General features: G+C 63.5%; 10 protein-coding genes, 2 tRNA genes and 1 pseudogene. 4 read left to right on the forward strand and 9 right to left on the reverse strand.

The annotated features are described in order from the left end of the window. The first annotated feature begins 57 nt into the window (after positions 1–57). Positions 58–789, forward strand: coding sequence for a TetR/AcrR family transcriptional regulator C-terminal domain-containing protein (locus tag FB466_RS04380; RefSeq protein ID WP_141916159.1), 732 nt, complete (start codon positions 58–60; stop codon positions 787–789). A gap of 10 nt (positions 790–799) precedes the next feature. Here the strand turns inward: FB466_RS04380 and FB466_RS04385 are convergent, their stop codons facing one another. After that, a complete protein-coding gene (locus tag FB466_RS04385; protein WP_141916161.1) occupies positions 800–3,583 on the reverse strand; it encodes an InlB B-repeat-containing protein in 2,784 nt (927 codons plus the stop codon). A gap of 314 nt (positions 3,584–3,897) precedes the next feature. On the opposite strand from FB466_RS04385, the gene FB466_RS04390 reads away from it, so the two are divergent. After that, on the forward strand, positions 3,898–5,502 hold the full coding sequence (locus FB466_RS04390) for an ABC-F family ATP-binding cassette domain-containing protein (RefSeq protein WP_141916163.1): 1,605 nt from the start codon (positions 3,898–3,900) through the stop codon (positions 5,500–5,502). Positions 5,503–5,589: 87 nt separating this feature from the next. On the opposite strand, the pseudogene FB466_RS04395 reads toward FB466_RS04390, so the two are convergent. After that, a pseudogene (locus tag FB466_RS04395) lies at positions 5,590–6,036 on the reverse strand (DDE-type integrase/transposase/recombinase); the annotation flags it as partial. 164 nt (positions 6,037–6,200) lie between these two features. Next, positions 6,201–6,842 (reverse strand): MerR family transcriptional regulator, encoded by a 642-nt coding sequence (locus FB466_RS04400; RefSeq protein ID WP_141916164.1) that lies wholly within the window; start codon positions 6,840–6,842, stop codon positions 6,201–6,203. 88 nt (positions 6,843–6,930) lie between these two features. Between FB466_RS04400 and FB466_RS04405 the strand changes: the two genes are divergently transcribed. Continuing rightward, complete coding sequence (locus FB466_RS04405) at positions 6,931–7,407, forward strand: DoxX family protein (protein ID WP_141916166.1); 477 nt, start codon at positions 6,931–6,933, stop codon at positions 7,405–7,407. 186 nt (positions 7,408–7,593) lie between these two features. On the opposite strand, the gene FB466_RS04410 is transcribed toward FB466_RS04405, so the two are convergent. Next, the gene (locus tag FB466_RS04410) at positions 7,594–8,043 is read right to left on the reverse strand and encodes a hypothetical protein (protein ID WP_141916167.1); all 450 of its coding nucleotides are present in this window, start codon (positions 8,041–8,043) and stop codon (positions 7,594–7,596) included. 49 nt (positions 8,044–8,092) lie between these two features. Between FB466_RS04410 and FB466_RS04415 the strand changes: the two genes are divergently transcribed. After that, the gene (locus FB466_RS04415) at positions 8,093–8,644 is read left to right on the forward strand and encodes a GNAT family N-acetyltransferase (RefSeq protein WP_141916169.1); all 552 of its coding nucleotides are present in this window, start codon (positions 8,093–8,095) and stop codon (positions 8,642–8,644) included. Between the two features lie 115 nt (positions 8,645–8,759). Here FB466_RS04415 and FB466_RS04420 read toward each other — a convergent pair. From FB466_RS04420 to FB466_RS04440, 5 genes are all read right to left on the reverse strand, one after another. Further along, positions 8,760–8,833: transfer RNA gene (locus tag FB466_RS04420), tRNA-Met, on the reverse strand. A gap of 51 nt (positions 8,834–8,884) precedes the next feature. After that, positions 8,885–8,956, reverse strand: a tRNA-Thr gene (locus tag FB466_RS04425). A gap of 114 nt (positions 8,957–9,070) precedes the next feature. Beyond that, a complete protein-coding gene (locus FB466_RS04430; RefSeq protein ID WP_246054517.1) occupies positions 9,071–11,266 on the reverse strand; it encodes a glycoside hydrolase family 13 protein in 2,196 nt (731 codons plus the stop codon). A gap of 131 nt (positions 11,267–11,397) precedes the next feature. Then, the gene (locus FB466_RS04435; protein ID WP_141916171.1) at positions 11,398–12,321 is read right to left on the reverse strand and encodes a sugar ABC transporter permease; all 924 of its coding nucleotides are present in this window, start codon (positions 12,319–12,321) and stop codon (positions 11,398–11,400) included. Further along, complete coding sequence (locus FB466_RS04440; protein WP_141916822.1) at positions 12,321–13,865, reverse strand: ABC transporter permease subunit; 1,545 nt, start codon at positions 13,863–13,865, stop codon at positions 12,321–12,323. Before FB466_RS04440 ends, FB466_RS04435 begins: the two co-directional genes overlap by 1 nt. Positions 13,866–13,944 lie beyond the last annotated feature (79 nt).

Here is a 13,944-nt window from a genome sequence, read left to right on the forward strand (position 1 = left end):
TCCATTCGATTGACTTACAGTGTCAGTAACTTATCCTTACGCTGTAAGCTTGTCAACGTGAATGCGACTCCAAATCCCCCCAAAAAACGAAAAACCGGCGCGCCGCGGCCCAGCCCCACACTCAGCCGGGCCGCAATCGTGGCGGCCAGTATCGCGGTCGCCGACACTCGCGGCCTCACCGGACTCTCGATGCGCAAAGTGGGCGAAGAACTGGGAGTCGAGGCCATGTCCCTCTACAACCACGTGACGCACAAGGAGGACCTGCTCGACGGGATGATCGACGTCATCTTTGCCGAAATAGACCTCCCATCACCCAGCGACAATTGGCAGGCGGCGATGCGCACCCGCGCCCTCTCCACGCTCGAAGCCCTCGAACGCCACCCCTGGGCCGCACCGCTCATGGAGTCTCGGGCAACCCCCGGGGCGGCAACGCTCACCCACCACAACACGGTGCTCGGCATCCTGCGCACCAACGGGTTCTCGGTGCGGCTCGCCGCCCACGCCTTCTCCGCCCTCGACAGCTACATCTACGGCTTTGCACTACAGAACGTGAACCTCCCGTTTGACGCGCTCAGCGACATCCAGCAGGCCACAGAAATGATTGTCAACAGGATGCCCGCCGACACCTACCCCCACCTGGCGGAACTCGCCAGCACGGTCGTGATGCAACCGGGATACTCGTATCGCGACGAGTTTGCCTGGGGCCTCGACCTCCTGATCGAGGCCCTCGAGCACACCCGTCGCGCCACCGATGATCCCACCCCGGAACCCCCGGCAGCGGCTCCGTAGTTCTTCCGGACTATCGCCGCATCCGTCGGCGAGTGGCGGCAGTCACCACCAGCAGCAGCGACCCCAGAGATACCAGCAGAATCGCATACCCGGCCGGATCGCTCGCCCCGGTAGTCGCGAGCACCGTACCCGTACCCCCGCCCGCGCCCCCGCGCACAGGAACGGCCAGTTCCGCCCGCGCCGTCGAGGCGAGGTGGTCGGCATCGTTGACGTACTCAGATGAGAGCACAAGACGTGTACCGGCATACCCCTCCGGCAGGGCCATTTCACCGCCGTAGTGGCCGTGCTCATCAAGCGGAAGCAGCAGCGAAGCCTCCCGCCCCGCAACACGGACGCGCACGGACCCCGTTGGCACCGTGTCGTACTCTGCGGTCACGGAGCCCTGAAGGCTGACCGTGCCACCGCCCTTCGTCTGCTCGACGGACAGGGTGGTCTGGGTCTCTGCGGGGTTCACCGTAAAGGTGCCCTCCGCACCGACCACGCTCGCGGTGCGGAGCGGCGTTTCGGAGCTAAAATAGCTCGCGTAAATCGCGTAGGAACCCACGGCGAGAGGCGAAGTACCATCCGGCTGAATCACGGCCGCCCCGTCAACGACGGGAACGCCCCCCAGGCTCCTCTCCCCCAGGGTGACGTTGATCCACCCGCTGGAGACCCCCGATACGCTCAGGTGAATCGCCTTCACCTGGCCATAAACCTGGACGACATCCTCCACCGATAGTTCGATGGTGGTCAGCGGCGGCACCGGGGTCCACGCGGCAACGAGTGTGATGTTCGACGTCACCGGGGTGGAGAAATCATAGGCCTCCCCGGCACGCACCCACCCGTCGAAGGTGAACCCGTCACGGATCGGAGCGGTCGGCTCAGCCACCAGGTCGCCGCTCGCAAGGTCGGCCACAGCCGCGACCGCGCTGCCCCCGGCCGAATCGAACGTCACCGTGAAGGTGGGAAACGGCACAAACTGCGCGTACAGCGTCTGACCCTGGGCGGCCGGAGCCGCGGTCACCGCGGTACCGCCGGTGGGGGCGGTGAACCAGCCCACAAACTCAGTTCCGCCGGGGGCGGTCGGGTCTACCGTGGGGAGGGGAACCGCTGTTCCCGGGTCACGCACCTCGTACCATCCCTGGCTCGCCTCCGGATCACCGAGGTAGCGGCCGCCCAGGTGCGGAAAGAGCGAGGTCAGACCGCTCCACGAGCCGCCGTTGGTCTGCGCGTCGAAACGCACATAGTCCATTGCGAGGCTTCCGGCGTCCGGCAGGGCCGGGGCGGTACGGTGGGCAATGCCCCGCTCATCCGCGGTGGGGGTGGAACCCACGGCGGCAAACTGGTAGGCCGTGTAGGAGGTTGCGCTCAGCGGCGGAGCAATCGCAACCGTACCCAAGATCTCCGTTGTTTTACCTGGCCGGGGGTCGCCCGCGGATCGGGTGGTCCGGTTGGAATCCAGCGCGGGGTTGGCGGTGCCAAAGACGTCGAGAAGAAGCTGCGGCTCCTGAGCGGTGGTGACCGTTACGGTATCCGCCGCGCACCCCACATTTGTGCCACAGCCCCACGTACCCACATCAACGGATTTCGCGGCGGTAAAGATGTTGTTGACAACGGTACCCTTCGGAGATTGGGCACCGTAGGTTGCCTCGGTGGCCGAGTGGGCCCCCAGGTCGATTCCACCGCGACCCCCGGCCTTTGTGTTCGTCAGAAAGGTGTTGTTCGTCACGGAGGCTTCCACCCGCAGCGAGGCCTGGATCACACCGCCCGTGTCAAACCCGCCGGCATCGCCCGACACATTTTTGCTGAACGTTGAGTTCTCAACGACCAGTTGCGTGGGAAACTTCTCCGCCTGGGTGGCTGCCCGCCCCTCCAAAAAAATGGCGGCCCCGTCATCCTGGGCCTGATTGGCCTCAAAAACGCTATCGCTCACCCGAAGGGAACCGTTCGACCCCGGCGTGGAGTTGAAAACGGAGACCGCACCGCCATCCGCACTCCCCGGCTTTGAGCTTGAGGCGGTGCTGTTACCGCGAAAATAGTCGCGGTTCAGGGTGAGCTGCACACTCGCGTTGTGCAGCGCGATGGCGCCACCGCGCGGCTGGGAGCCGCCGTCAACAAACGTGTTGTTGAGAAACAGGCTGTCTTCGATCAGAAGAGAGCCCTGGGCCCCCGCATCCACACGCATAGCACCACCCGAGTAGCCAGCCCCGGACAGGCCCCGGTTGGCCTCAAAGGTCAGGCCGCTCATCGTCGTCGCCGCGACAGCCGAGCCCCGGCCATACAGAAGCGCGGCGGCCGAGGAGGCCGAATTCCCCACAAAAGAGGACCGGGTCAGCGACAGCTTTCCGGTACCGCTCCCCCCGAAGCCGAGCGCCGTGGTCTTGAGCCCCACAAAGTCGAGGTCGCTGAGCGCAACCGTGGAGGTTCCCTGCTGGGTGACGTACACGCCGCCGTTCGTGGCGGTGCTGCCCGCGGGCAACGCAAACGTGAGATTCTCTAGCCGGAGCGAACTCGAACCGGAGGTGGTAACTGTGAGGTGCCGACCCGTCGCCGCCGGGTAGAGGGTCATCCCCGACCCGTCAATCCGAACCGCGACCGGGGCCGCGAGGTTCAGCGTCACCGCTCCGGGTAGCGTCTGTGGAAACGAGTTCCCCAGCGTGATGGTGGTGTCCTCTACCGCCCCCGAGACCGCACTCTGAAGCTCTGCCACGGTATTAACCGTCACAGAACTCGCCGCCCTCGCAGCATGCCCCGGCACCACGATCCCCACAATCATGACGATAAAAGCGGTTGCAGCCAGAAAAATTTGGCGCACGACAATATTATCTGCTCGCACAGAAGCCCCCTCGATAAAGTTGGGGCGCAAAAAATACAGCCCCTCGGGTTCCCTAAAACCCTCAATTGAACAGATTATCCTAGTTAATTTTTTGCGTCAAGCAGTGGGGCGGTATCCCACTCTTGCAGCCACCCCTCATCACCTGGCACACTGGATGCGTCCTGTTTCCGAACAAAGGATCACTCCGGTGACAACTCTCTACGGTTTCGCGCCAGTTTCCCCGCGCTGACACTCGTCGATTCGCCGTCTCACGGCTCCGAGGTCAGCGCATCCGCTGACATCCCAGGAGCCTCATGTCTACGCCGCAGTCATCATCAATCATTCTGAACACCCTCGGCCTCACCCGACCCGACGGATCCGTCGCCCTCCGCAACATCACCGCCGTCTTCGGCCTCGGTCGCACCGGACTCATCGGTCACAACGGCTCCGGCAAGTCCACGCTGTTGCGCCTCATCGCGGGCGAACGTGCCCCCACCTCCGGCTCAATCACGCTCTCGGGCGAGGTTGGATATCTCCCGCAGACCCTCACCCTGGACCGCGACACCACCGCAGCAGATCTCCTCGGGGTGCGGCACAAGATCGACGCCCTCCGCGCGATTGAATCGGGCGATACCTCCGTCACGCACGTCGATACGCTCGGCGAGGAGTGGGATATTGAGACGCGCGCCGGGGCCGCCCTGCGCTCAGTCGGCCTCGGTGCGGGCGACCTCGACCGCACGGTGGGGCGGCTCTCCGGCGGCGAGACGGTTCTGCTGGCGATTGCGGGGTTACGGCTGCGCGCATCCCCCATCTCGCTCCTCGACGAACCCACCAACAACCTGGACCGGGATGCCCGCGAGCGCCTGGCCGACATGGTGCGGTCCTGGCGGGGCACACTCGTGACGGTCAGCCACGACACCGCGCTACTTGAGCTGATGGACAGCACAGCCGAGCTGCACGACGGACAACTGACCGTCTACGGCGGACCATACAGCGCCTACCGAGAGCACCTCGCCCGGGAACAGGAGGCCGCCCGCCAATCGGTTCGCACCGCCGAGCAGGCTCTCACCCGGGAGAAACGCCAGCAGATCAAAACCGAAACCATGCTGGCTCGGCGCGCCCGCACGGGCCGGGCCGTTCAGGAGAGCCGGAGCGAACCCCGGATCGTGATGGGCCGACGCGCATCCGCGGCGCAGGTCTCCTCCGGCAAGCTCCGCGCGAACTCCACCCACCGGGTGCAGGATGCTCGGGCGGGCGTCAACACGGCCGCCGCTCGTCTCCGCGCCGACGAGCAGATTCACATCGACCTGCCAGACCCCCACATCCCCTCCGGCCGCCACCTCGCCGAATTACGTGGATTGAACAGGAGTTTTATTGTTCAAGGGCGCGAACGGATCGCGATCACCGGGCCCAATGGTGTGGGAAAATCAACCCTGCTCGACACGCTGGTACAGCCGGTGACGGCCCGGCGGGGACGGGCATCCGCGGTGGCCCACACCGAACGGGTCGGGTACCTCACCCAGCGGCTCGACACCCTCAACCCGCTGGCGAGCGTGCTCGACAGCGTACAGGACGCCGCCCCCACGGTCACCCCCGGGGAACTGCGCAACCGGCTCGCGCGGTTCCTGATCCGCGGCGACGCGGTTGAACGGCCCGTGCACACGCTCTCGGGCGGCGAACGCTTCCGCGTCGCGCTCGCCTGCGTGCTCCTGGCCGACCCGCCACCACAGCTGTTGGTGCTCGACGAGCCGACCAACAACCTGGACCTCGGCAGCGTTGACCAGCTGGTCGCGGCGCTCGGCAGCTACCGCGGCGGGCTGATCGTGGTGAGCCACGATGACGCATTTTTGGGGCGGCTGGGGATTGACAGACGACTGGCACTGAGCGCGGCGGGAGAGTTAGTGGAGGTTACCGAGTAAGGGAGTGACCGAGGATCTTAAAACCAGATCAAACGATCTTTGCGGCAAACAGCGAGTGAAGCGCTCTGGGTTTCTGAGAGACTCAGCTCATCTGATGTCGACCAGTTCTTTGGCGCTGGTGATCCCAGCAGAGAATACCGCTTCGAACTCTGCAGACGGCACGTCACCGAGGTAGCTGTGCAGGCACCCGGTATTGTGCCAGTGCACCCACCCGAGCTCAGCCGTGTAATACCCATTCACGGACTCGGCCAGGGCATTATCGTAGCTATCACCAACCATCCCGATCAAAAGCGTTGCCCCGATCTCGGCGAGGCGTTCTCCGTAACGTATCGACGTGAATCGAGACCCCGCACCGCAATGACATCGAAGCTCAGGGAGCTTCTTACCTCGTGACCAGCGAGCCATTTCGATCACGCCTGGCACGGTCTCGGTCTTCCTATTTGACGCACACCGCCATCCGACAATCGCACGGTCGAATACATCGATAATGAAGCACACCTAGACGACACCCTGCCAAGTCGGCACAAACGTCAGTCAAACCTTCAGCAGCCCCTACGAAACGGGTACGCATTGTGAACTCGAAATTTTAGGCATCAAAACCGTTCTGTGATCGCTGGAATGTGAAGGAATATCGGATGGAGGAACGATTAGCTCGGTATCTGAATGACGCTTCAGATCTGTTTGCCACCTCTCACACTTCAGCCACGCACGTCGGGAGTCTCTGGATCAATTTTAGGAACGTGGGTTTCAACGAGTTGGCGGTGGGCCAAGCGACGGATTGCAAGGATAACCGGTTCGTAAAGTGCTGTGCCGAGCACAGCGTATGTAACAGCTTCCTGCGTGTCCATACCTTTCATTGGAACAAGTTCTGCCTCAGCCAAGGGAATCAAAGCGTCGCGATATCGGCTGAGGATATTTTTGTTCCATTCAAGTCCAGCGTGATCAAGTCCTTCAAGTGCCGCTTCAAGATGGCGCGTAGCCGGAAAGTTCGGGTCGAAAGTGAAGCCAAGACTTTTTATGGCCGCTTCCGCATGAGGATAGTCTGCACTCTCGTGGGCAACGTCGTATGGGGGCAGGGCTCCGATGGCGCTCCCCATCGCTTCCACGGGGTCACCCTGTGGGGCATCAATGATCGAAAGAATCTTGCGGACTTTTGCGATCGGGAGACCCCTCACGTTTATGAGTGCATTAATGAGCTTCACACGGTCAAAATGTTCCGGGCCGTACTCGGCGCGGGTCGGACTAGTCGAACGCCCTCGTTGCAGCATCCCCTCGCGTAGATAGAACTTTAACGTCGTGATCGGCGCACCACTGGCCGCTGCCAATTCTGAGATTCGCAAACGAGTTCCTGCCTTTCCCTCTCACTAGATAGTAATACTATCCTCAGTTGGATATAGTCACTATCTAACACCTAACATTAGGAGCATCATGGCCCCCCTCGTCATTCTCGTCGCCGTTTTCCTTGGGGCACTATTGGTTACCTCGCTGCGAGGAACCAATAGTCGTTCGAAGATCTTGTTGTCGCTCCGTGCCAGTATCGCAGCGACGTTCTTCGTCACCGGCACAAGCCACTTCATCGGTATGACCGCTGAGATGATCGAGATGGTTCCGAATTGGTTACCCGCTCCCGACCTCATCGTCTTCACCACAGGCATTCTCGAAATCCTCGCAGCGATGGCGATGTTCTCCCGCAGAGTCGCCCCGTGGGCAGGACTTGGGCTCACAGCACTGCTCATCGCGATGTTCCCAGCAAACATAAACCTTGCGCTCACGGAAGCAGACCTACCTTGGTCGCAAACCCTTGCACCACGGACCGCCATCCAGGTGATCTTCCTCGCAGCTACGAGTTGCCTCGCAATTGTGGGATTCAAGCGGGCTTCGGCTTCCTCAACCCGCAGGGGATGACCTGACCAGCAGTTTGGTTACCACTGAACCTGATGAGTATCGGGGTCTGTTGCACCTTCAGGCCAGGTCACGCGGCCTGCAGACTCGCATGCTCGGGGAGCGCTTCAGTGGAGGGCTGGCCGTGATGCGGGACCGACGCGGTTGAACAGCCCCTACCCGCTTTCGGGTGACGAGCGCTTTGGCACCCTACTCGTCGCTCACCGTCACCTCGTCGATCTCCAGATCCTCATCCAACTGCACCTGGGGGTACTCGTCGGGGAAGAACTCCGGCGAGTCAAGTGCCACCACCGCCCCGCCCGGAAAAACCGTTATGTCGTGGATGCGCAGGTCACGAACCACCTCCGCAATCAGCCGGGCGGAGGGTCGGCGAGCGCCGATGTGCGCCAGGTCGCGCCCCGCCTCACGCAGCAGCTCGGCCCACCACCGACCGGTCTGGCCGAGCAGCCCCCGCACGGTGTCCACGAGTTCGTCAACATCCGAGCGACCCTCAAACTCCGGGTCAATTTCGAGCCGCACGGTGGTGTTGTCCACGCGGGCGGTGAACTCGACCACGCCATCCCTGATATGTGCCTCGCTCAGGCCGGGGAGGCCAACAAGTGCGTCACGAATTTGCTGAAGTACGGGCGAAGTGGGCATGGTTTATTGTGCCATGAGCCCCCGAGCGTAGGCTCGCTACCCTGGAGCAATGAGCTCAAACCCACCCACGTTTCGCCCGCTCACGACCGGTGACCACGCCATCCTGCTCTCGGCAACCCTCCTCAACCTCACCTGGAACGGCCCGCGCTTCACCGCGGCGGACATTCTCGCTGACCCCGCCCTCGCCCACTACACCCGCCTCAACCCGGCCCGGGGCGACTTCGGCCTGGTGGCCACCCGGCGGGGTGCGTGGGTAGGGGCCGTCTGGCTGCTGCTCCTCCCCGCTCACGACCCCGGGTACGGCTGGGTGGCTGAGGGCGTCCCGGAACTGAGCGTCTGCGTGCGGCCGGGGCACCAGCGGGAGGGCATCGGGCGGGCGCTGATGGTCCGGGCACTCGCCTCTGCCCGGAATCGGGGGCTCCCCGCGGTGAGCCTCAGCGTGGAGGCGGGCAACGGCGCACGGGCCCTCTACGAGTCCCTGGGGTTTACGGATGCGCCGCCGCCGGCCCTCGCAGGGACCATGATCCGGCGACTGTCCGACCCCAGCACCACCCCGGGGGAGTTTTGTGCAAAAAACGACGAAATAAACGTCGATCTGTGAGGAAAAGTCACCCTGGGTGCGCGGCGCGGGCAGCGGGCAGGCGGGCAGCGGCAGCGGCAGCGGCAGCGGGCAAACAAAAACTGGCCCCGGGGGTTCCCGAGACCAGTAGTGGTTGTAGCTGGAGCGGGATTCGAACCCGCGACCTCACGATTATGAGTCGTGCGCTCTCACCAACTGAGCTACCCAGCCACGACTGTGGTTGAAAAACCGCTCAACCAGCGGAATATATATCACAGCCAGAGCCCCGACCGAGGTTTGAACTCGGGACCCCTTCCTTACCATGGAAGTGCTCTACCACTGAGCTATCGGGGCGAAGCCTCAGCGGGTTGATATCAACCCGCCGTAAGGCAACCGTTAGAGAATATCATCCCGCACGGGGTGAATGCCAATCCTGACGACACCAATGTGAGAATTGTTTCCCATCCACTAGACGCTGATGCCGTCGAGCCGCCACACCGTAAACGAGGGGCGGTCGGCCACAAACGTCATGGTGTTGGCGTCACCACGGAACGCCAACTCAGCATCCCCGTAGATGCGCTCGACCTCACCAACCTCGGTGGGCAGGCAGGCATCCGCGATGGTGACGACCGAAAAGGCCCGGGCGGCGCACACCAGGATGCACTCCGCGGCGCTCTCGCGAACAAAGATCACGGCCTCGTCGGTCACCGATAGCCAGCGCATCCCACCCGAGTTGAGAGCGGGTGAGGAGCGCCGCAGCGCGATCAGGTTGCGGTAGAGGTTCATCACCGGCAGCGCCCCCGGGGCGACGGAGACGGGGTCGGCCGGAGGGTTATCCTGATCCACCGGCACATCGAGTTCGGCGGTGTCCGTCCGGTCGAACGGATACCGCGAGTCGCCAAACGCAAAAGAGCCGCGCTGCGGAAAAGGCACACCATACTCGTTGAGGGGGCCGGTATCGGCAGGAACGTCGGCAACGGGTTCGCTCTGGGCAGCGGCACCCTCACCGGATACGGTGGCCTGCGCCCCGGGAACCATCGAGGCGGCCTCGGCCCGCGCCGTGTCGGGACGGGCCGAGAGGTGCGTACCGGCTGTAACGGAGCCACCGCCGCTCCCAGCGGCTACACCAGCGGCTGCACCAGCGGTGTCCACCGCCCACGGAATCGGGCGGCGAGAATCCTCACCGTTCACACCCCCCAGACCGCACTCGGCACCGGCCCAGACCACGGGAACACCCGGCAACGTCATCGAGAGACCCAGCGCCACGGGCACGGTGTCCGGCCGCGCCACCGAGAGGAAGCGGGGGGTGTCGTGCGTGTCGAGGGCATTGAGGGTACCCAGACGCACGCGCCACGGGAAGCCCGCAACAAAGCGACGGTGCGCGGCGTAGAACTGCTCACTGGAGTATCCGGTCACGTGGGCGTCCGTCATCCCCAGCCCGCCACCGGCGGGTGCGCCGGGCGTGCCCAACCACTCCCACACCGGGCGGGTGAAGTTGGCATACGTCATGGCCCCGTGCCAGGCGTCACCGCGAAAGTCGGGGGCCGCGTCGTTGGTGGATTCCCCCAGCAGGATCGTGTCGGGGTTCACCTCGGTCATGGTGCGGCGGATGGTGCGGCGCACCTCACGGTTGAGGTCCTCGTCGCGGTAGCGGCCCGTCATATTGGCCACGTCGATGCGCCAACCGTCAAGCGAGTAGGGGGCCTGCAACCACTTCCCCACGACCGAATCGGGGCCCTCGATGAAGCGGCGGCGCAGCTCGGCCGAGTTCCAGTTGAACTTGGGCAGCGTCTGATGCCCCAGCCACCCCACATAGTCGCTGTTCTCCTCGTCGAGCCAGTAGTAGAAGTCGCTCTCGGGGGCCTCGGGGTGGTGCAGCGCGGCCCGAAACCACTCGTGGCTATCGCCCGAGTGATTGGTCGTCAGATCGCCCACCACGCGCAGACCGGCCTCATGCGCGGCCGCAACCAGGCGGATGAGCGCCTCGTCGCCGCCCAGCAGCGGGTCCACCCGGTCAAAGCTCGACGCGTCGTAGCGGTGGTTAGACCCGGCCGGAAAAAACGGTGTGAGGTAGAGCGTGGTCACGCCCAGCCACACCAGGTGGTCCAGGTGCTCGCGGATGCCGTCGAGGTCGCCCCCGTAAAACTGTTGGGAAACGTCCGGGCCGCTCCCGATCACCGGGTCGTCCCAGGAGGCCGGCACGGCCCAGCCGGGCAGCTCCCGGTCCTCCGCCTCTGCGGAGCGGGCGAAACGGTCGGGAAACACCTGGTATAGCACGGTCTCGCGCACCCAGTCGGGCGCGGGCTCGTGGGCCACCAGGACAAAGTCTTCGCTGTCGAGCGTCTCGACCGTGTGCACGCCCGCGGCGTTCACCCACACGTTGCCGCCCTCGGCCCGGCGCACCACAAAGCGGTAGCCGTGCTCGGGGTTGGCGACCACAATATCCGCCTGCCACCAGGTCTCATCGGCGGTCTCACTGAGCACGGTCGCCTCCGACCAGCTGGGCTCGCGGTCGGGGTTGGAGCGCACCCGCACCCATTCGACGCCGCCAAAGGTGCGGGGCACGCGCAGCCGAAGCCGCACGCTCTCACCCAGCACCGGATTTTCCGTCGAGACGTACAGGGCCGAGCCGTCGTGGTGCGGCTCACTCGTAAAGTCAGTCATGGTCCCCTCCCATTGGCGACATATTTCCCGTCAACGCTATCGTGGAAACGGAAACCGTCAGCGGGAATCGCTGTCGTGGCCGATAACGATTGGGGCGACCACACCACCAGCGCCCCGAGCCGCAACTCTCTTTATTTAACCGACCCGGCCGTCAACCCACCGACAATATACTTTTGCAACGCCACAAAAATAATCACAACCGGCAGCGCCGACATCACGGCCCCCGCCGAGAATGCGCTCCAATCGGCGTATCGCGGGTTGGACACCAGTTGGTAGAGGCCAACGGCGAGCGTTTTGTTCTCGGGATCGGTCAGCATCACGCTCGCGATCACGTACTCGTTGGTGGAGGTAATGAAGGCCAGCAGCCCCACCACCACCAGGATGGGGAGTACCAGCCGCAGGATGATCGTGAAGAAGATGCGGGTGTGGCCTGCGCCATCAATCTTGGCGGCCTCATCAATCGACACCGGAATGGTGTTGAAAAAGCCATACATCAGGTAGGTGTTTACCCCCAGCGCACCACCCATGTACACCATAATCAGGCCGGTCTTGGTGTTGAGCCCCAACGCGGGAAATATGTCACCAATCGAGGACATCAGCAGGAAGATCGCGACAACCGCGAGCAGCTGCGGGAACATCTGCACCAGCAGTAGCGTGAGCAGGCCCATCCGGCGCCCGCTAAACCGCATCCGCGAGAACGCGTAGGCGGCCATCGCCCCGAGGAAAACAGTGAGCAGTGCCGTCACACCGCCAATAATCACGGTGTTGGCAAACCAGGCGGCAAACGGCTGGTCGGGGTTGTTCAGGATGCGGGCAAAGCTATCAAATCCCACCTCCGAGAACAGGGCGTTTGAGCCGGTGAGCGTACCGTTGGGGTTGAACGCCGCCGAGAGCACGTACAGGATCGGGAAGATCGCGTAGATCACCACGGCGATCCCCACGAGGTGCCGCCAGCCGGTGTCGCGCCACAGGCGGCGCAGGCGGCGACTACGGGCCGAGCGCGGGGCGACCGCGGGGCGGGCAACGGGGGTTTCGGGGTTCAGGGTGGTCGTCATTAGTTGATGTCCTCCAACGCTTTGGTCCGCTTAAAACTGATCACGGTCACGATGGTCACGATGATGAAGATGAGAATGGAGAACACGCTCGCGAGTCCGTAGTCGCGCGTCTGGCCGGTGAAGGCCACCTTGTAGACCATGGAAATCAGGATGTCCGTGGCGCCGATATTGGCATCCGCATCCTCGAACCTCGGCCCACCCCCCGTCAGCATGTAGATGATGTTGAAGTTGTTGAAGTTGAACGCGAACGACGCGATCAGCAGGGGCGTCACCGAGACGAGCAGCAGCGGCAGCTTGATCAGGCGGAAGATCTGCCAGGGGCGCGCACCGTCAACGGTCGCGGCCTCCTGGAGTTCATCCGGGATGGACTGCAACGCGCCCATCGTGACGAGGAACATATAGGGGAAGCCGAGCCACAGGTTAACCGCGAGCACGCTGAATTTGGCGAGCATCGGGTCGGTCAGCCACGGAATCTCTGCCCCAAAGAACAACACCTGGTTGATAAACCCGTAGCTCTTGCTGAGCAGACCCGCCCAGATCATTGCGGAGAGAAACGCGGGGAAAGCGTAGGGCAGGATGACGAGGGCGCGGTACATCTTGCGGCCACGCATCCGGTCGTTATTAAAGACGATGGCCATGAACAGCCCCAGAAAGAACGTGGTGGCCACCGAGATCACGGCAAACACGAACGTCCAGACGGTCACACTCAGCAGCGGGCCGCGGATGGATTCCTCGCCAATGGCCTTCGCAAAGTTGTCGAAGCCCACGGTAACGTTCCACCCGGGGTAGAGATTCTTGCCGTTCTCCGACTGGAAGGTACCCTCCGCGGAGGCGGTGTAGACCACACCCGTCTCGGTGTTCGTGAGGGTGTCGGCCTCCTCGTCGTACACCAGGTTCGAGACGTAAACAAAGGCTTGGCGGCCATCGGAGGTGCGCAGGGAACCGTCGTTAGGGTCATCCGAGAGGGGCACGGCCAGCTCGGTGAGCGTGTCCTGCACCGTGAGAATGTCGGCAAATGTCAGCGTGTCAAACCCGGGTCGCCCCGTGGCCGTGTCACCGTCCATCTCGGCATCGTTCACCTCGTCGAGAGGATGCTCGGCGTCGCCATATTTCACGGTGCCATCCGCCTCGGTCACGAGCAACCCCAGGGTATCCCCCTGCTGGAGCACGGTGACCGGGTAGCTCGCGGAGTCCTCGACCCGTTCCTGTCCGGAGGCGAGGAGGCTACTGATCGCCTGATCTTTGGACCCGTTGTGTCCGGTTCCGTAGTTGGTGAATCCGATGTAGCCCGTGTACACGACCACAAAAAGCTGAAAAATAATGAGGAACGCGAAGCCGGGGGCCAGGTATTTGGCGGGTGTGGCACCCGGCCGCAGGTACACCCAGTTGAAGAACACGATGATCGCGGCAACCACGACGAGCATGAACCAGTTCTGGGCCTGCACGATCAGTAGCACGGCAAAAACACCGAGGGCGTCGAAGAGGCCCAGCAGCACGATCTTGAGGATAAGCGGGCCGATCCCCCCGCCGGCCTGCTCGGCCATCCGACGCAGCTGAACCGATTTTTTGCGTTCCGGCTCGGGGGCGCTGGCGGCCGCGGAGTCCGGGTGTTCCGTATCTGGC

Origin of the sequence: Klugiella xanthotipulae (assembly GCF_006716695.1) — a bacterium.
Classification (GTDB): domain Bacteria; phylum Actinomycetota; class Actinomycetes; order Actinomycetales; family Microbacteriaceae; genus Klugiella; species Klugiella xanthotipulae.